Source organism: Flavobacterium sp., from assembly GCF_046317795.1.
Taxonomy (GTDB): Bacteria; Bacteroidota; Bacteroidia; order Flavobacteriales; family Flavobacteriaceae; genus Flavobacterium.
The window spans coordinates 1-18,223 of record NZ_JBKCVI010000144.1 but is presented as its reverse complement, the minus strand read 5'-3'; the positions used below and the strand labels follow the sequence as shown (position 1 = coordinate 18,223).

Genomic DNA, 18,223 nt, shown 5'->3' with positions numbered 1-18,223 from the left:
AATGTTTAAAAAATGTACATTTTACTAAAGACAAATCAAAATTAAATTATATTTAACTCATTACATAGGATTTATGTTTTTTTAGACATTTTTTCATCATTTATTAGTCATCTGGAATAGTTTTTTTAGTTTAATTTTTATATAACTATATTTTTGATTTATAAAAATTTAATCTTTTTATTTATGAAAACAAAAACACTATTACTAATTGCATTCTTAGTTATAAATGTTCTAAGTGCACAAAAAAACAATTTTTCAAAAAATGTTTTAGGACAATGGAAAATATCAGAAAAATCAACAGAATCTTATTTCACTGACATATTAGAAAATTATAAAAAGTTAGATAAAGCATCGGCTAGTCAATTTGAAAGCCAAAAAGAACTGCTTGTTAAAAATTTTATCCCTGAAATTCGATATCAATTTAACGAAGATTTTTCGTTAAGCATAATTACACCACAAGGAGTTCAAAAAGGAACTTGGCAAATTTCATCTGATCAAAAAGAATTGTCATTAATATCTATCCGAACAACAAAATATAAAATAGAAATTTTTTCTACTTCATCCTTTACGATCACTACCGAATTTGGAAAAAATATTACTTTTGAAAAAATCAAAGCCACTGAATCTAAAGCAAATACCAATATTGAGTCTAATGACATTGAAATATCAGAATCTAAAAATGAGATACAAAATTTAATAAATGAATTTAAGAGTGCCATTAAAAATAAAGACTCTGTTGCTTTAACAAATCTTTTTTACAATAAAAAAGTACTATGGATTTCTGTTGCACATGACAAGTCTTTTGAGTATGGGAAAAAATTAGATCCTAAGGTAAAAGAAATAGAACAGAGTGGTGCTTATGAGCTATTAAATGATCCGCAACTCAAAGATATTGGATTAGAAGAAAAGTTTTATAATATTAACATATTCACAGACGATAAGCTAGCTACGGTTGTTTTTGACTATAAGTTTGTAATGGAATCTACAACTACTAATTGGGGTACAGAATCTTGGCAATTGGTAAAAACAAATAAAACATGGAAAATTTATAATTTAATGTACACATACAACTATTTAAATATTAAACCATTACCTCAATATATGATAGATTAAGCTTTAGAGAGTATTGATATAAAACAAGGTAACAAATAATTAAAAGATTTTGTTAGATAAAAAGTCAATTGAATGGTAACTTGACATAAAAGTAATTTAGATTTGAAAAAATCTAATATAGCAAATACACTAGTTAGCTGTCAGTCATAAGAACATTCACAAAGGGAACAAATATATTAATCATTTTCTATTTCCTCTCATTGAGCTGTAAATCGTCAGCAAAAAGTGGACTGAATTAAGTCAAAACCAAAACCGTGCATCTTTTTCTTCTCCAACAGTATTGAAAAACTAAATAATCGTAAGGCATTTTTTTTTCTCCACCAATATTGGAGGAAAGTTTCTCCGCTAGTATTGGAAAACAATTTGTCCACTAATATTAGAAACAAAAAATGTTTCAATTATTCTGAATATCTAGATTGTCACTATGATGAAGATGTTTTTGAGTATCTTTTCATATTTTTATACTTTAGTGTAAACCTATTTCAGGACCAGACAAAACCAATAAAAAATACTATTTTTAATAGTTTATTTTTTCACCATCTTCACCGTTTGATTGCCCATATCCGAAATACATTGTATAAAATATACCCCAGCCGCAAACCCCGATACGTCAAAACTTGTAAAATCTTGGCTCACGGTTTGGGTGCGTACTGCCTGACCTTGAGTGTTATAGATTGTAACTTGTTTTACACCATCATAGGCAAACGACAGTTGCACTTGGTTGTCTACAGGATTAGTTAACAACTGCATCACTTTTTTCTCAACCTCGTTCACACTCAAAGTGCACACGTTCCTATTTGGGTGGGTACGCTCTTGTTTACCGTGGTGCCATCACCCAGTTGCCCAGAACTATTAAAACCCCATGCCCACAACGTACCATTGTTGTCTAGGGCTAGGGTATGCTGGCGTCCACACCGCACTTTTGCCCAGTTGGTGGCAGTACCCACTTGCACAAAAACATTGGTGTTGGTAAGCGTGCCGATACCCACTTGCCCTGAGGTGTTGTAACCAGCAGCCCAAAGCGAGCCATTGTTTTTTAATGCCATGGTATGCACTGAGCTGGGTTCTACACTGCGCCAGTCGGTAGCAGTGCCTATTTGAGTTAGTGTATAAATACCCAGTGTATTGTTACCAATACCGAGATTGCCAGTACCGTTTTGACCACAGCCCCAAATGGTGCCGTTAGAATTTTTAAAAAAAGAACTTTGTGAACCAGGTGTGGCTTGCACCCAGCCAGTGCCAGGGAGTAGTTGGCTAGGAACAGAATATCCCCCGTTAGTACCTGTAGCTAGTTTGCCAAAACCTCCATGCCCAAAACCCCAAACCGTTTGATTGGGTTTTTCTAAAAGGGTGTGGGCTAACTGGCATTTTATTGCTGACCAATCGGTAGCTGAGCTGATTTGGAGAAATATTCTTGTATCTCACGGTAAAGTACCTCTTCCTAATTGATCTAAATCATCATTACCACACGACCAAAGGGTACCATCGCTTTTTTGAGCAATCATAAATTGTTCGCCTGCAGAAATTCGTAGCCAAGTTGTGCCTGGCAATACTTGTGCTGGTAGTAAACGCCCTGTGTTTGTGCCATCACCCAGTTGACCATCGCTATTACTACCCCAAGCCCAAAGTGTTCCGTTTTGTTTAATAGCATAGGTAGAGTTAATACCCAGCGCTACCATAGCCCAATCGGTATCAGTTCCTACTTGGGTTGGCACCAGTTTATCGGTAGTGGTGCCATCGCCTAGTTGTCCAAAATTATTTTGTCCCCAGCACCATAGGGTACCATCTACTTGAATGCCAGCACTATAAAAACCTTGGTTATAGGAAGCAGAAGCTATTTGCAACCAGCACTGAGCGAAAAGAGTACTACAATTGAATAAAATAAGTGTAAATAAGTAATACAGGTATTTAGTTCTGAAGTTTTTCTTATCGAGTTTCATCGTAGTTATCGCTTAATTATTTTTACTACTTCTTTAGTATTTCCTTGTGTAACTATCGGATACATTCATTGATTTTAATTTCGAACGAACAATACAAAAATAAATAAAAAAAGACATAATAAACAATAATTATCTTTTTTGTTAATTATTAAATATCTAAGAAAGATATTTATTTCTATATTTGCACGTTTCAAAAAAAGCCGAAACCTTGTAAATACAAAGGATTGTAATATAACCCCTTGAATTTTAAGCGTTTTTTGCTTTTAAAACCTATAATAGTAAACCATAGAATTAATTAATTTTTAGTAATAATGCAGAATAAGGGACTCGTTAAATTTTTCGCAATACTATTTGCATTGGTAAGTATCTACCAACTTTCATTCACATTTGTGGCCAATAAGGTAAAAAATGATGCCAAATCTTTTGCAGGGAATAATCCTGATAAAGAAATTAAATATCTTGACTCTATAGGAAAAGAAAAAGTATTCAGTTTAGGTTTTACCGATTTTACTTATAATGAAGTAAAAGACAAACAAATCAATAAAGGTCTTGACCTTGAAGGAGGAATTAACGTTATTCTTCAAATATCGGTAAAAGATGTATTGAAAGGTTTGTCAAACAACTCTAAAAATCCTATTTTCAATAAAGCGTTAGAAGATGCAAAAACCAACCAAAAAGGGAATCAATCTTACCTAGATGCCTTTTATGAAGCGTTTGATAACAATTCAAAAGGAACAGTAAAATTAGCTTCTCCTGATATTTTTGCCAATAGAAATCTTCAAGGAGAAATTGATTTCAACATGACTGATGCTCAAGTGAAAAAAGTCTTGGCTAAGAAAGTTGATGAGTCAGTTGAATCTGCCTTTGGAGTGTTGAGAAGTCGTATCGATAAATTTGGTGTAACACAACCTAATATTGCAAAACTAGGTCAAACGGGTAGAATATTAATTGAATTACCTGGTGCCAAAGATGTCGATCGTATTAAAAAATTAGTATCAAGCAAAGCGGAATTAGAGTTTTGGGAAACCTATAAGGCAGAAGAGTTAATGGGCTTTTTAGGTTCAGCCAACGAAGCTTTGAAGGCAACAGTTAAAAAAGATGAGAAAGTTGTTGAAACTAAACCAGCAGATTCTATCAGTAAATTATTAACCGACAAGGATAAAGATACTACTGCTGCTAAGAAAGGAAACAATCCTTTGTTTGACAAATTTGTTTCTCAAGGTGGTGGTCCAGTTTTGTTAATTGCTTTATCCAAAGATACTGCTACAATCAATGGGTATTTAAAGAGACAAGAAATTCGTGCTTTATTGCCAGCAGACAAGCGTTATGCAAAATTTGTTTGGGGTAAAGGGACTGTTACCGTTGACGAAAAAACTAAAAAAGAAACAGAAACGGTTGATTTATATGCCTTAAAAGGAAATAGAGATGGTATTGCTCCATTGAGTGGTGGTGTTATTGTTGATGCAAGAGATACTTTTGACCAAATGGGTAAACCAGCAGTTTCAATGCAAATGAATGGAGCTGGTGCTAGAACATGGGAAGAATTAACAGGAAGAGCATTTTCGCAAAAAAGTTTTATTGCTATTGCATTAGATGATGTAGTGTATTCGGCACCTGGTGTTACTTCTGGACCAATTGCTGGTGGAAGATCTGAAATTTCTGGAAACTTTGATGTAACAGAAACAAAAGATTTAGCCAACGTATTAAGAGCTGGTAAATTACCTGCTGCTGCCGAAATTGTTCAATCAGAAGTGGTTGGACCATCACTAGGTCAAAAAGCTATTGATGCCGGTACCACTTCATCTATCGTAGGTTTCCTTTTGGTGTGTTTGTGGATGGTATTCTATTATGGTAGAGCTGGTTGGTATGCCAACATTGCCTTATTAGTAAACTTACTTTTCTTATTTGGGATTTTAGCCAGTTTGGGTGCTGTATTAACGTTACCTGGTATTGCTGGTATCGTATTAACTTTAGGTACGGCAGTTGATGCAAACATCATTATTTATGAAAGGGCAAAAGAAGAATTGCGTGATGGAAAAACCTTACCCGATGCTGTTAAAGCATCTTATGGCTGGAAAGGTGCGATGCGTTCTATAATTGATGCCAACGTTACTCACGTATTGACTGGAGCGATTTTATTCATATTCGGAACAGGTCCAATTCAAGGATTTGCAACTACCTTATTAATTGGTATTTTCACGTCGTTATTTACTTCAATTTTCATTGCAAGAATATTTATTGATAGAGATATTGCTAAAAATAGAAGTTTAACTTTCACAACTCCATTAACGAAGAATTGGTTTACTGGTTTCCACTTTGATTTCATCGGAATAAAAAAATGGTCTTATTTATTTTCTTCTTTGGTAGTTGTTGTAAGTTGTATTTCTTTCTATTTTAATGGATTGGATGAAGGGGTAGATTTCGTAGGGGGAAGAACTTTCCAAGTGAAATTTGAAAAACCAGTGGAATCTAGTCAAGTTTCTGAAGAGTTATCTTCTGCATTTGGAACAGGTGTAGAAGCAAAAGTTTTTGGAGATGCTGACCAATTAAAAATTACCACAAAATACAAAATCAAAGAAGATGGCGTTGATGTTGATAAAGAAGTAAACGAGAAGCTGTTCAATGCTTTGAAAAAGTATTATGGTGCTGGTTTAACGTATGATAAATTCATCAATACCTATGACGGAAAACAAGTCGGTGTATTGCAAGCTTCTAAAGTAGGTGCAGCTATTTCTGCCGATATTAAAACTAATTCGTTTTGGGCAGTTTTAGGTGCTATGCTTGTTGTTGGATTATACTTAGTGATTTCTTTCCGCAAATGGCAATATTCACTTGGAGCAATTGCAGCTGTTGTGCATGACGTAATATTTGTATTGGGTGTTTATTCTCTTTGTTACAAATTTATGCCTTTCCACATGGAAATGGACCAACATTTTATTGCAGCTATCTTAACGGTTATTGGATACTCTATGAATGATACCGTTATTGTATTTGACAGAATTAGAGAATATTTAGCTGGAGACAGAAAAGGGCACTTTAAAGATGTGGTGAATGCCTCTATTAATTCTACTTTATCCAGAACTTTGAATACTTCATTGACGATGATTTTAGTGTTGTTAATCATGTTTATTTTTGGTGGAGAGTCAATCAGAGGATTTATTTTCGCTATGTTGATTGGAATTATAGTGGGAACATACTCTTCATTATTTATTGCTACACCAGTGTTAGTAGATACTATGAATAAAGTTGCTATTGATGATATTGAAAAAAGACATGGTAACTAAGTAGTAGTTAAAAAAACAAAAAAGGGTTGTCTGAAATAGACAACCCTTTTTTTATTGAGAAGATTTTATTATTTTTTGATGATATTTTTTAAAACGGCTTTATCAGAATAATTAATAACTTCTAATATAATTTCTTCATTCTTTTTGTTCTTACCCTCAATCGTATACAGTTTTCCTCCTTCAAATGGTTTGTTGCTTTTGTCAAAATCAACATCGCCATGAGTTAAAATATTTTTAATATCGGATGTGTCAACCCATTGTTTACTCATTTGTAAAGAGGCGATAGAGTCGTAATTAAATGGCTTGTTTCGGAGGTCATTTAAAACTCTTGCATTGGGGAAATAATTGCACCGTGTATCTTTTCCGCTCAAAACCATGGCGACAAAAAAGAGTCCGATTACTAAACCCACTAAATAGTAGGCAAAACGTTGGTATAATTTCATTTGAAAATAATGATTAATTTTTTGCAAAAGTAATCAATGTTAGATGTTCAATAAATTTTAAAATAGATTTATTTTAAAATACGATTAAGTTTATATCGTTATCGGGTAAGTTGAACCAATCACCTATAGCTTTGTTGGTTAGAATTCCATGATATAAGTAAACACCATTTTTCAATCCTTTATTGCAACGGATAGCACTTTCTAATCCGCCATCTTCAGCAATTTGCAGTAAGTAAGGTGTAATAATATTGCTGATAGAAAGTGATGCTGTTTTAGAATATCGAGAAGGAATATTAGGAACGCAATAATGAACAACATTATTTTTAATGAATGTTGGTGACTCGTGAGTGGTTATTTCAGAAGTTTCAAAACAACCACCAGTATCTATACTGACATCAACAATAACGGCTCCTTTTTTCATGTGTTCCACCATAGTTTCTGTAACAATAACTGGACAGCGATCTTTACCTCGCATAGCTCCAATGGCAACATCGCACCGACGTAATGCTTTTAATAAGGATTTGGGTTGAATGGTTGAAGTAAATATTCTTTGGTTTAAATTATTTTGAAGCCGACGTAATTTTGTAATTGAATTGTCAAAAACTTTGACGCTTGCTCCAAGTCCAAGAGCCGTTTTGGCAGCAAATTCACCCACAGTTCCTGCACCAAGAATGACCACATCTGTTGGTGGAACTCCAGTAATATTGCCTAATAGTAATCCATTTCCAAATTGGTTGTTAATCATTAATTCAGCTGCAATAAGTACCGATGCTGTTCCAGCAATTTCGCTTAAAGATTTCACTGCAGGATACGAACCGTCTTCATCTTTGATGTATTCAAAGGCCAATGCTGTGATTTTTTTCTTTGAAAGTGCCTCGAAATATTCTTTTTTTCTTGTCTTGAGTTGAATGGCGGAAATGACAATAGTATTTTGATTAATTAGTTCAATTTCTTCCATGGTTAATGGCTCAACCTTTAAAAGTATGGGGCAAGTCATGACTTTTTTGGTATCATTTGTTATGGTTGCTCCAGCATCGCTAAATTCTTTGTCAGTATAGCTTGAACTCAATCCTGCTCCAGCTTCAATCATTATTTTGTGTCCATGCGAAGTAAGCGAATTAACCGCATCGGGTGTTAAGCAAATACGTCTTTCTTGGTAGGAAGTCTCTTTTGGAATACCAATGAAAAGTTCACTTTTATGACGATATACTTCTAGTTTTTCCTCTTGAGGTAAAAGTTGTTGCTTTGTGAAAGGAGTTAATGCCATAATACTCAATTGAATTAAGGCACAAATTACAAAAAAAATCAATTGCAAAATCAATATCAATATCAATTACAAAAATCAATATCAATAACAATTACAAAAATCAATATCAATATCAATTGCAAAAATCAATTTGAAAATTCAAAAATAAAATATATCTGTCGTCTAATTGATACTTTGATAGTCGTTGCTATTGATGTAGTTAAGTCAGACTTAAGTGCCTTTTACCATCAACTGCTTGTGATAAATTTATAGTGGAATGTTTCTCCGGAATTAGATTTGGAATTTTTTCAGCCCATTCAATAAAGCACCAATTTCCAGAATATAAATACTCATCAATGCCCATATCCATTGCTTCGGTTTCATTTTTTAAACGATAGACATCAAAATGATACACATATTGATTTCTATCAATTTGGTATTCATTTACTAATGAAAATGTAGGACTACTTGTAGCATCTTTTACACCAAGTTCTTTTGCCAGAGCTTTAATTAATGTAGTTTTTCCAACGCCCATTTTTCCATGAAAAAGTATCACTTTATTTGGGTTTTCTACAATAATTTTATTAGCCACTTCTTGTATTTCGTCAATTGAAAATATGATTTCCATGGTATGTTTATGGTTTATGGTTTATGGTTTATAGTTAAAACAACAACAAACCACAAACTATTAACTTACTTAGGGTTAAAAACTAAAAAAGGAACAATCATTTCCTCCATTGAAATTCCGCCGTGTTGATAGGTATTTCTGTAATAACTCACATAATGATTGTAATTGTTGACATAGGCCAAAAAATAATCATTCTTTGCAAAAATATAAGAACTGCTCATATTGATGACTGGTAAACCAATTTTTTTAGGATCTTTCACAGCATAAACTTCTTTGTCTTCATAGGTCAAACTTCTACCGGTTTTGTAGCGTAGATTTAAACTGGTGTTTTTATCGCCAATTACTTTTGATGGATTTTTTACATTTATGGTTCCGTGGTCGGTAGTGATTATGAGTTTAAAACCTAATTTTTGTCCTTGTTGAATGATTTCCAAAAGGGGAGAATTTTTAAACCAACTCAAGGTTAACGAGCGATAGGCCTTATCATCGGAAGCCAATTCTTTAACCACATCCATTTCGGTTTTGGCATGAGAAAGCATATCTACAAAATTATATACTACGGTAACCAAGTCATTGTCTTTAAGTCCTTTAAAATTTTCGGCTAGTTTTTTACCGTTGGTTAAGTTAGTAATTTTAAAATATTCTTGTTTGATGTTTAGTCCCAATCGTTTTAAATGTGCCGTTAAAAATTCGGCTTCATAAAGATTTTTTCCACCTTCTTCCACATCATTTTTCCAATATTGGGGGAATTGTTTTTCCATTTCCAATGGCGTTAAACCTGAGAAAATAGAATTCCTTGCATACTGAGTTGCTGTTGGTAAACTAGCAAAATAAGGAACTTCTTTTTCAAGTTTATAATAATTTGCCACTGTACTTTCCATCGCTTTCCATTGATCATAGCGCAGATTATCAATTACAACAAACAAAATTGGCTTTTCTTTCTTTACCAATTCAGGAACCACAAGTTCTCTAAATAAGGTGTGCGATTGTATTGGTTTAGCTTCGCTCAGTTCGGCTTTACCTCGGGTGTCAACTTTTGGCGCACTCGAGCCTTGGCGAACAGGCGTAGCAAACCAATCTTCATAGTTGCGCTCTATAAATTTTCCAAACTGAACATTGGCTTCCACCTTCTGACTTTCAAGAATTTCAAACATACTTTGGTCGTTGATATTTTCCAATTCTAATTCCCAAAACAATAGTTTTTTATACAACTCTACCCAATCTTCATACGTTTTCACCATAGCCATTTCCATAGCAATTTTTCGAAATTCTTTTTGGTAATCCAAAGTGGTTTTCTCAGAAATTAATCTTGAATGGTCCAAATTTTTCTTTAAACTCAATAATATCTGATTGGGATTTACGGGTTTTATCAAATAATCGGCAATCTTCGAGCCAATCGCTTCTTCCATGATATATTCTTCTTCGCTTTTGGTAATCATAATTACAGGAGTTGAAGATTTTTTTTCTTTCATTTCTTGGAGTGTTTCCAAACCGCTCATTCCAGGCATATTCTCATCCAAGAAAACTATATCAAAATTTCCATCTTCGAAGGCATCAATGGCATCACGACCATTATTATAGGTTGTTACATTATAATTTTTCTTTTCTAAAAACATAATGTGTGGTTTTAGCAAATCAATTTCATCATCCACCCAAAGAATTTTTATAGAATCCATAGTCTTAAATTATATAGTGCAAATTACTATATATAAAACGTAGTATTATTAAAATTATTATAAAAAAAATATTATTTTTAGCAAAGAATCAAATTAATGTTAAAATGTGCCTTTTTTACAAAAAATAAAATTTAACTTTGGTATTGATTATGAACAGAATATTAATATTTAAAATGATATAAAATGAAAAAATTAGTTTCAACCTTCGCAGCTGTAGCTTTATTGTTTGCTTTAAATGCCAATGCCAATACAACAGACCCAAAGAAAAGTAAGAAAAAAGCAAAAACAGAAAAGTCTACTTCAACAGAAGAGAAAAAAGAATGCAGCTCCGAGAAAAAAGCAGGGTGTTGCTCTGCCAAAAAAATGGAAGATAAAAAAGCGTAAGTATTCCTTTTTTAATATGGAAAGCGTCTCAAATTTGAGATGCTTTTTTTGTTTATTTTTTTTCAAGCAACAATATCATTATTTTTACAACTAATTTGAATTTTAAATATGAAACCAATTATAAATATGAGAATATATAAACTTTCTTTCCTAATAGTAACGATAGCGCTTTCACTTTCAAGTTGTAACCAAAAAGAAGCTGATTTTCAAGACCCATTAATTACAAATCGAGATACAACAGTCAATCCAAGTGATGATTTTTTTATGTATGCCAATGGCGGTTGGTTTAAAAGAAATCCCATTCCAGCTAGCGAAAGGAGTAATGGTATTTTTAGAACAATAGGCGATACTATCAATTCCCAAATCAAACAAATTTGTGAAAAATCAGCAGCAATGACTGATGCGGTGAAAGGAAGTAACGAACAGAAAATAGGCGATTTTTATGCCTCTGGAATGGATACATTAACTATTGAAAAATTAGGATTATCTCCATTAAAAGAAGATTTGAATAAGATAAAGTCTATTAAAGACATTCCTTCTTTACTTGCTACGATAGGTTATTTACATTCTATTGGCACAAATCCTGGCTTTTCATTTTATGTAGATCAAGATGATAAAAACAGTGCAAAATATGCGGTATTTCTTGGTCAAGGCGGATTAGGAATGGGCAATCGCGATTATTATTTCAATACCGATAAGGAAACAGTAAACATTAGAAATGAATATGTGAAGCATCTTCAAGCCATAGCTGAATTGATGGGTAATACCCAGGAAGTAGCAAAAAAGAATGCTATTTCGATTATGAAAATGGAAACGGAGTTGGCTAAAAACTCTCGAAAACTAGAGGTATTACGTGATCCAATAAAGAATTACAACAAAATGAGTGTTGGTGATTTAAATAAAGTAACACCAAATGTGGATTGGAAATCAATGACTGCATCTATAGGAATTAAAAACGTTGATACCTTAATTGTGGGTCAACCCGAATTTTATAAAGCATTAAATCAAATGGTTAAAAGCTATTCCATCGAAGATTGGAAAACGTATTTGGAATGGGATTTGGTTAATTCCTATGCTTCCTATTTGAATGCAGCTTTTGAAAAACAAAATTTCTATTTTTTCTCTACCGTTATGAGTGGTGTTAAAGAGCAAAAACCACGTTGGAAAAGAATTGTGGAACAAACCGATGGCTCTTTGGGGGAATTAATAGGTCAAGTTTATGTGAAAGAGTACCTGCCAAAAGGTTCCAAAGAAAAACTACTCGAAATTGGTAATAATATCAGAACGGTGTATGCAGAGCGTATTAAAAAGTTGGATTGGATGAGTGAAGAGACTAAAAAGAAAGCACTCTTCAAATTAAGCAAAATAGAAATGAAAGTGGGTTATCCTGATAAATGGAAAGACCTCAGTAGTATTACTATAAACAGAAATTCTTTTTTAGAGAATATAAAAGCGACAAATAAATGGGCAATCAATGATATGATTTCAAAATATGGAAAACCAGTGGATAGAACCGAATGGGGGATGTATCCTCAAACCTATAATGCCTATTACAATCCAAGTAATAATGAAATCTGTGTGCCAGCTTGTAATATTTTAGTACCCGGATTTGAAGGAAGAATGCCCGATGATGCCGTATTGTATGGAATTATTGGCGGTTCAACTTTTGGTCACGAAATCACTCAGGGATTTGATGATCAAGGAAGCCAATATGATGAAAAAGGGAATTTAAATAACTGGTGGACTGAAGAAGATTTGAAAAAATTTAAAGCAAAAACTAAATTAATAGTTGAGCAGTTTGCTAAATATGAAGCTTTACCAGGAAAATTTGTAAATGGCGATGCTACTCAAGGAGAAAATATTGCCGATTTGGGTGGAGTGGTAATGGGATTTGAAGCTTTTAAAAAATCGCCTCAATATAAAAACAAAGAAAAAATTAGTGGTTTAACTCCTGAGCAACGCTTCTTTTTAGCTTATGGCTATGCTTGGATGGTGAATATTAAACCCGAGTCATTAGCGCAACAACTATTAACGGATGTTCACTCTCCAGCAAAATATAGAATTAATGGTCCTTTAGAAAATAATCCTGATTTTTATAAAGCATTTGATATTAAACCAGGAAGTAAAATGAGAAGGTCCGATAGTGAAAGGGTAGTTATTTGGTAATAAAATCCCAATAAAAAAAATCCAAATCCCAAATCCCAAATCCCAAATTCCAAATCAATTTCAATATCAAATTAAAAATTTGAATAGTTAAGTTTAATTGGAATTTGGGATTTTAATATTTTACTTTTTTTTCGCTATCGCTTCTTCAAACCGTTCAGAAACTTTTTTCCAGTTAATAACTTTAAAGAAAGCTTCGATGTATTTTTTCCGCTTGTATTGATAATCCAAATAATAGGCGTGTTCCCAAACATCCAAACACAAAATAGGTGTTCCCGTTATGATTTGTTTTGGCATCAATGGATTATCTTGATTAGGAGTACTCGTTACCACTAACTTTCCTGTTTTGTCAACAATTAACCAAGCCCAACCTGAACCAAATTGTTTTTCGGCTGCATCTGCAAATTGATTTTTAAAAACTTCAAAAGAACCAAAATCTCTATTGATAGTTGTAGCTAAAGTATCTTTGGGTTGTCCACCAGCTTTTGGTGCTAAGCTTTCAAAAAATAAGGTATGATTATAATACCCGCCAGCATTGTTTCGCAAATCGGCATTATTGAGTTCTAATTTTTTCAGAATATCTTCAATGTCCAAATCAACACTATTTGGGTCGGCATCTACCAATTTATTCAAATTATTGGTATAAGTTAAGTAGTGTTTAGAATAATGTACATTCATAGTCAGTATGTCTATACTTGGGGAAAGTGCATTATATTCATAAGGTAATGCCAGCAAAGCAAATTGTCCTTCATCTGCACTAACATCATCAGGATGTCCTATAGTTACTTTTTCCTCGACAGAAGGCAGTGGAACTTCGACAACTTCGGTTAGTTTTTTTCTTTTGCAAGAAGGAAATATAACAATAAACGTAATGCAGAGAAACAATAAAAAAATCCTTTTCATACTTTATTTTTTGTCTTTTCCGATGGAGTTTATGGCTTCGATATACAATTCTTTTGCTTCTTCAACACTAAGATGACTAATCTGCATCCAAGCATTCGTTTTGAAAGCATTTCTTAAGTCAAAATTGGAAGAGTTATTATAGTCAACAGTACCAGATGTCGCTTGCTTATAATAGGCATATAAACGTAGCTGTTCATCTTGTGGCAGAGATGATTGCGGGATTTCTAGAGCTTTTTCAACTGCTTCTTGAAAACGAATTTCTAAATCTTTTTCAGGCATTGTAATTGATATTATTTTGAAGCAACTATGGTTTTTCCACCAACGGCGGTATCATTCAAATTTACATTAATTTTGGTTCCTAACGGTAAAAACAGATCTACTCTTGAACCAAATTTAATGAAACCAGCATCTTCACCTTGAACCACTTGCATTCCTTCTTCGGCATAATTTACAATTCTGCGCGCAAGCGCTCCAGCAATTTGTCGGTATAAAATTTCTCCAAACTCAGCGGTTTTAATTACCACAGTTGTTCTTTCATTTTCGGTACTTGCTTTTGGATGCCAAGCTACAAGGTATTTTCCAGGATGGTATTTACTGAATGTTATTTTGCCATTAGCCGCATATCGGGTAACATGAACATTTAATGGCGACATGAAAATAGAAACTTGCATGCGTTTGTCTTTGAAATATTCTTCTTCAAAAACTTCTTCAATTACTACTACTTTACCATCAACAGGAGCTATAATATGCTTGTCATTGATAGCAACAGTTCTTTTTGGATTTCTAAAAAACTGTAAAACCAAAACTAGGAGTATCAAAGTTACAACTTGAATTCCTTTTTCCAACCAAATCATATCGGGAAGAAATTTATGAGAAAAAAGGAAAATAAATACCGTCAAGGATGTCGATATTAATATAATTTTGCCGCCTTCTTTATGAAACATAATATAAAATTTGATAAAATAAATAAATAAATGGTGCTACAAATATAATACTATCTAGTCGATCTAGAAAACCGCCATGTCCAGGCATAATATTGCCACTGTCTTTTACGCCAGCTACTCTCTTAAATTTAGACTCTATTAAATCACCTAGTGTTCCAAAAAAACCCACGATTAGTGCAATTATTATCCAATAAATAATAGGTTCTTCCATATAAAATTTAGCAAGTAAAATTCCAGCAACACAGGAGAATACTATTCCACCAATAAAACCTTCTATCGTTTTTTTAGGAGAGACACTTTCAAATAGTTTGTGTTTGCCTAGAGTAATTCCCGATAGGTAGGCAAAGGTATCGTTCATCCATATAATTATTAATATACTAATGATGTTTTTTGGGTTATAAAGGTTAGCGTGTATATTAATAAATTGATCATCAGCATTCAAAAAAGGAATTTTTGTAAAAATGATTATTGGAATGATGAGGTAGCCAATAAGAAAAACATATTTTGAAGTTGTATCCAAAAATTTATTTTGTTTTTCAAACAGAAATAAAAGTGCTTTTATAGAAACTAATAAAGCGGCAATTAGTAATAAGACGTCATTCGTTTTTATTGTACTATTAATGTTAAAAAGAATAAAAGCTATGGTTGCGATAGCTAGAGGGAGTAAAGGTTTTAAGGAGACCAATTTACAAAATTCTACTACTGAAAAAAGTAATAAAATCCCAAAAAGTAATAAGAAACTATAAGGCGAAAATAATGTTGCAAAAATTAATAACAGTACATATACAGCTCCAGAGATAGCTCTTGTTATAGTAGTGTTCATACTATAAATCTTCAAGAAGCAAGAGGTATAAGTTCTTTGCAGTACTTCCATATTGAAGGAAGTTTTCGTCTTTTGCTTTTTCGAAATATTTTATGGTAGTAATGTTGGTTGGATAATCTTTGTCATATTTCTTTTTAATAACTCTGAGTCAATCGCTCTTTGTTTCAAGAATTTGACTTGTAGTGGCTAAAATTATAATATTCGTGGGAAGATCGTTTGGTTTATTTTGTTTGATTTGATTGGATGAAAAAAGTACCGAACCTTCATCTGCTAAAAGATTTTCGCAACTGGCGAATAAAAACTTGGGATTTGTTGGTTTGTCGTAATTGAGTTTGTTTTCATCCAACATACTGAAAAGCTTTGGTTCATAACAAAGGGCTTCGCTTTCAAACCAATCATTCTCTTCTAATATGTGTTCAAAATGGTCTTTAACCTCGCTCAAGTTTTCACAATATAAAAACTTACCTCCATTTTTCTTGAAATTATAAGTAAACTTTTCATCTACCGGCAGTAATGAAAAGCTAGATGGAATATTGCTGAATTCGCTTTGACTTTCTTCGTCAGAGGCATCATTACCTGTGCCAAAAATTTTTCTGAAAAGACTCATGCTTAAATTTATATAATCTAATGTGAAAATTGAAATCCTTCAAAGATAAAAAAATCTTAATTCAAATGCATGTTTTGAATTAAGATTTTAAAAAAATGTTAAAAAACCTATTATTTTATACGATATCAGTTTCCTCAGCAGGAATTTCAAAAGGTCTTTTGCCAAAAATAGTTTGCAAATCATCCTTGAAAATTACTTCTTTTTCGATGAGAATATTGGCTAATTGTTCTAGCTTATCTTTGTTATTTTCTAGTATTTTAATAGCTCTTTGGTATTCAGTTTCTATAAGATTTGAAATTTCTTTATCAATAACCAGAGCGGTTTCTTCAGAATATGGTTTGGAAAAATTATATTCACTTTGTCCCGAAGAATCATAATAGGTTATGTTTCCGAGCTTGTCATTCAAGCCATAAATAGTAACCATAGCACGTGCTTGTTTGGTTACCTTTTCCAAATCACTTAATGCTCCTGTAGAAATTTTATTGAACATCACTTTCTCTGCAGCACGACCACCCATTGTGGCACACATTTCATCAAGCATTTGTTCTGGACGAACAATTAATCGCTCTTCTGGAAGATACCAAGCAGCACCTAGACTTTGACCTCTAGGAACTATTGTAACTTTTATCAATGGCGCGGCGTGTTCAAGCATCCAACTTACTGTAGCGTGACCAGCTTCGTGAACAGCAATAGCTCTTTTTTCGTCGGTAGTTACAATTTTGTTTTTCTTTTCAAGTCCTCCAACAATTCTATCTACAGCATCAAGAAAGTCTTGTTTGTCCACAGCTGATTTATTATTTCTTGCAGCTATCAATGCTGCTTCGTTACATACATTGGCAATATCAGCACCTGAGAAACCTGGTGTTTGCTTTGCCAAAAATTCAACATCCAATCCATCTACTTTTTTCAATGGTTGTAAATGCACTTCAAATATTTCTTTGCGCTCTCTAATGTCGGGTAAGTCTACATAAATTTGACGGTCAAATCTTCCGGCACGCATCAAAGCTTTGTCTAATACATCGGCTCTATTGGTTGCCGCTAACACAATTACATGTGTATTAGTACCAAAACCATCCATCTCTGTCAATAGCTGGTTTAAGGTATTTTCACGCTCATCATTACCGCCCGAAAAATTATTTTTTCCTCGAGCTCTACCAACAGCATCTATTTCATCAATAAAAATAATGGCAGGTGCTTTATCTTTGGCTTGTTTGAATAAATCTCTAACCCTAGAAGCTCCAACACCTACAAACATTTCCACAAAATCGGAACCTGACAAGGAGAAGAAAGGTACTTTAGCTTCACCGGCAACGGCTTTGGCTAATAACGTTTTTCCTGTTCCTGGAGGACCAACAAGTAAAGCTCCTTTTGGAATTTTTCCTCCCAATGCAGTATATTTTTCTGGGTTTCTAAGAAATTCTACAATTTCTTGAATTTCTTCTTTGGCGCCTTCTAATCCAGCAACATCTTTGAAAGTAGTTTTTAAATCTGTTTTCTCGTCAAAGAGTTTGGCTCTTGATTTTCCGATGTTAAAGATTTGACCTCCGCCAGCGCCACCAGCACCGCCCGACATTCTGCGCATAATTAATATCCAAATTCCTATGATTACTATTATTGGCAAAAGATTTATGAATATATCAGACCAATTACTTTTTGCCTTGAAATCATAGTCCTTTAAAATTCCAGATTGTTTTGCTTTTTCAATTTTGTTTTGAAAAACCTCATCGTTTCCAATGTCAAAAGAGTAGTGAGGTCCTTTATTAGGATTTCCTAACATGTCTTTTCCAACTTTTGCATGTGCTTTATCTTTTAAAGCAGCAGCAGTTAGGAAAGCTTCGCCTTCGGTTTTGTTGTAAACAACTACTTTTTCAATTTGCCCTTTGTCAAGGTATTCGTTGAATTTTGAAGAAGATATTTTGGAAGTTTCCTGAAAGCCAGAACCACCCAAAAAATTGAGTGCAAAAAACACCACAATTAATCCCGCGTATATCCACCACGGACTAAACTTAAAATTATTTGATTTCTTTTCGCTAGCCATTTTTTAACTTAATTAATAATTGTTTGGAATT

The 18,223-nt window shown here is 33.2% G+C and carries 16 protein-coding genes and 1 pseudogene; 4 read left to right on the top strand and 13 right to left on the bottom strand.

The window, feature by feature from the left end; translation table 11 throughout:
* Positions 1-183: 183 nt before the first annotated feature.
* Positions 184-1,113 carry a hypothetical protein gene (locus ACK5ON_RS08550; RefSeq protein WP_409821657.1) on the top strand — a complete coding sequence of 310 codons (930 nt, stop codon included), beginning with the start codon at positions 184-186 and terminating at the stop codon, positions 1,111-1,113.
* A 525-nt stretch (positions 1,114-1,638) separates the two neighbouring features.
* On the opposite strand, the gene ACK5ON_RS08545 is transcribed toward ACK5ON_RS08550, so the two are convergent.
* The 3 genes from ACK5ON_RS08545 to ACK5ON_RS08535 form a co-directional block, all read right to left on the bottom strand.
* On the bottom strand, positions 1,639-1,887 hold the full coding sequence (locus tag ACK5ON_RS08545; protein ID WP_409821670.1) for a T9SS type A sorting domain-containing protein: 249 nt from the start codon (positions 1,885-1,887) through the stop codon (positions 1,639-1,641).
* A 2-nt stretch (positions 1,888-1,889) separates the two neighbouring features.
* Entirely contained in the window at positions 1,890-2,342 is a 453-nt protein-coding gene (locus tag ACK5ON_RS08540) for an RCC1 domain-containing protein (protein WP_409821656.1), read from the bottom strand.
* A 192-nt stretch (positions 2,343-2,534) separates the two neighbouring features.
* Complete coding sequence (locus ACK5ON_RS08535) at positions 2,535-3,053, bottom strand: RCC1 domain-containing protein (protein ID WP_409821654.1); 519 nt, start codon at positions 3,051-3,053, stop codon at positions 2,535-2,537.
* A gap of 311 nt (positions 3,054-3,364) precedes the next feature.
* Between ACK5ON_RS08535 and secDF the strand changes: the two genes are divergently transcribed.
* Positions 3,365-6,337 carry a protein translocase subunit SecDF gene (gene secDF / locus ACK5ON_RS08530; RefSeq protein WP_409821652.1) on the top strand — a complete coding sequence of 991 codons (2,973 nt, stop codon included), beginning with the start codon at positions 3,365-3,367 and terminating at the stop codon, positions 6,335-6,337.
* Positions 6,338-6,405: 68 nt separating this feature from the next.
* Here secDF and ACK5ON_RS08525 read toward each other — a convergent pair whose 3' ends face one another.
* From ACK5ON_RS08525 to ACK5ON_RS08510, 4 genes are all read right to left on the bottom strand, one after another.
* Complete coding sequence (locus tag ACK5ON_RS08525) at positions 6,406-6,780, bottom strand: DUF4258 domain-containing protein (RefSeq protein WP_396173700.1); 375 nt, start codon at positions 6,778-6,780, stop codon at positions 6,406-6,408.
* Positions 6,781-6,853: 73 nt separating this feature from the next.
* Entirely contained in the window at positions 6,854-8,047 is a 1,194-nt protein-coding gene (locus ACK5ON_RS08520; RefSeq protein WP_396173702.1) for an alanine dehydrogenase, read from the bottom strand.
* Between the two features lie 199 nt (positions 8,048-8,246).
* A complete protein-coding gene (gene tsaE / locus ACK5ON_RS08515) occupies positions 8,247-8,654 on the bottom strand; it encodes a tRNA (adenosine(37)-N6)-threonylcarbamoyltransferase complex ATPase subunit type 1 TsaE (RefSeq protein ID WP_396173703.1) in 408 nt (135 codons plus the stop codon).
* 65 nt (positions 8,655-8,719) lie between these two features.
* Positions 8,720-10,330 carry a response regulator gene (locus ACK5ON_RS08510; protein WP_409821650.1) on the bottom strand — a complete coding sequence of 537 codons (1,611 nt, stop codon included), beginning with the start codon at positions 10,328-10,330 and terminating at the stop codon, positions 8,720-8,722.
* A 183-nt stretch (positions 10,331-10,513) separates the two neighbouring features.
* On the opposite strand from ACK5ON_RS08510, the gene ACK5ON_RS08505 reads away from it, so the two are divergent.
* The gene (locus ACK5ON_RS08505) at positions 10,514-10,714 is read left to right on the top strand and encodes a hypothetical protein (RefSeq protein ID WP_409821648.1); all 201 of its coding nucleotides are present in this window, start codon (positions 10,514-10,516) and stop codon (positions 10,712-10,714) included.
* A 126-nt stretch (positions 10,715-10,840) separates the two neighbouring features.
* Positions 10,841-12,880: a M13 family metallopeptidase gene (locus tag ACK5ON_RS08500; RefSeq protein WP_409821646.1), complete on the top strand. Its 2,040-nt coding sequence runs from the start codon at positions 10,841-10,843 to the stop codon at positions 12,878-12,880.
* A 120-nt stretch (positions 12,881-13,000) separates the two neighbouring features.
* Here the strand turns inward: ACK5ON_RS08500 and ACK5ON_RS08495 are convergent, their stop codons facing one another.
* The 6 genes and pseudogenes from ACK5ON_RS08495 to ftsH form a co-directional block, all read right to left on the bottom strand.
* Complete coding sequence (locus tag ACK5ON_RS08495; RefSeq protein WP_409821644.1) at positions 13,001-13,780, bottom strand: superoxide dismutase; 780 nt, start codon at positions 13,778-13,780, stop codon at positions 13,001-13,003.
* A 3-nt stretch (positions 13,781-13,783) separates the two neighbouring features.
* Positions 13,784-14,059 (bottom strand): acyl-CoA-binding protein, encoded by a 276-nt coding sequence (locus ACK5ON_RS08490; protein WP_396173714.1) that lies wholly within the window; start codon positions 14,057-14,059, stop codon positions 13,784-13,786.
* An 11-nt stretch (positions 14,060-14,070) separates the two neighbouring features.
* Positions 14,071-14,724: a phosphatidylserine decarboxylase family protein gene (locus ACK5ON_RS08485; RefSeq protein WP_409821641.1), complete on the bottom strand. Its 654-nt coding sequence runs from the start codon at positions 14,722-14,724 to the stop codon at positions 14,071-14,073.
* A complete protein-coding gene (locus tag ACK5ON_RS08480) occupies positions 14,714-15,547 on the bottom strand; it encodes a phosphatidate cytidylyltransferase (protein ID WP_409821639.1) in 834 nt (277 codons plus the stop codon). The genes ACK5ON_RS08485 and ACK5ON_RS08480 overlap by 11 nt, the downstream gene beginning before the upstream one ends.
* 1 nt (position 15,548) lies before the next feature.
* Positions 15,549-16,154: pseudogene (locus ACK5ON_RS08475) on the bottom strand (lactate utilization protein B/C).
* 115 nt (positions 16,155-16,269) lie between these two features.
* Positions 16,270-18,192 carry an ATP-dependent zinc metalloprotease FtsH gene (ftsH, locus tag ACK5ON_RS08470; RefSeq protein ID WP_409821637.1) on the bottom strand — a complete coding sequence of 641 codons (1,923 nt, stop codon included), beginning with the start codon at positions 18,190-18,192 and terminating at the stop codon, positions 16,270-16,272.
* Between the last annotated feature and the right edge of the window lie 31 nt (positions 18,193-18,223).

What these genes read in the sequence shown, in the direction of transcription:
- ACK5ON_RS08535 (WP_409821654.1), bottom strand. Translation starts at nt 3,053, where the DNA reads ATGAAACTCGATAAGAAAAACTTCAGAACTAAATACCTGTATTACTTA.
- ACK5ON_RS08490 (WP_396173714.1), bottom strand. Translation starts at nt 14,059, where the DNA reads ATGCCTGAAAAAGATTTAGAAATTCGTTTTCAAGAAGCAGTTGAAAAA.
- ACK5ON_RS08525 (WP_396173700.1), bottom strand. Translation starts at nt 6,780, where the DNA reads ATGAAATTATACCAACGTTTTGCCTACTATTTAGTGGGTTTAGTAATC.
- ACK5ON_RS08500 (WP_409821646.1), top strand. Translation starts at nt 10,841, where the DNA reads ATGAGAATATATAAACTTTCTTTCCTAATAGTAACGATAGCGCTTTCA.
- ACK5ON_RS08495 (WP_409821644.1), bottom strand. Translation starts at nt 13,780, where the DNA reads ATGAAAAGGATTTTTTTATTGTTTCTCTGCATTACGTTTATTGTTATA.
- ACK5ON_RS08485 (WP_409821641.1), bottom strand. Translation starts at nt 14,724, where the DNA reads ATGTTTCATAAAGAAGGCGGCAAAATTATATTAATATCGACATCCTTG.
- ACK5ON_RS08550 (WP_409821657.1), top strand. Translation starts at nt 184, where the DNA reads ATGAAAACAAAAACACTATTACTAATTGCATTCTTAGTTATAAATGTT.
- ACK5ON_RS08505 (WP_409821648.1), top strand. Translation starts at nt 10,514, where the DNA reads ATGAAAAAATTAGTTTCAACCTTCGCAGCTGTAGCTTTATTGTTTGCT.
- secDF (WP_409821652.1), top strand. Translation starts at nt 3,365, where the DNA reads ATGCAGAATAAGGGACTCGTTAAATTTTTCGCAATACTATTTGCATTG.
- ACK5ON_RS08520 (WP_396173702.1), bottom strand. Translation starts at nt 8,047, where the DNA reads ATGGCATTAACTCCTTTCACAAAGCAACAACTTTTACCTCAAGAGGAA.
- tsaE (WP_396173703.1), bottom strand. Translation starts at nt 8,654, where the DNA reads ATGGAAATCATATTTTCAATTGACGAAATACAAGAAGTGGCTAATAAA.
- ACK5ON_RS08510 (WP_409821650.1), bottom strand. Translation starts at nt 10,330, where the DNA reads ATGGATTCTATAAAAATTCTTTGGGTGGATGATGAAATTGATTTGCTA.
- ftsH (WP_409821637.1), bottom strand. Translation starts at nt 18,192, where the DNA reads ATGGCTAGCGAAAAGAAATCAAATAATTTTAAGTTTAGTCCGTGGTGG.
- ACK5ON_RS08480 (WP_409821639.1), bottom strand. Translation starts at nt 15,547, where the DNA reads ATGAACACTACTATAACAAGAGCTATCTCTGGAGCTGTATATGTACTG.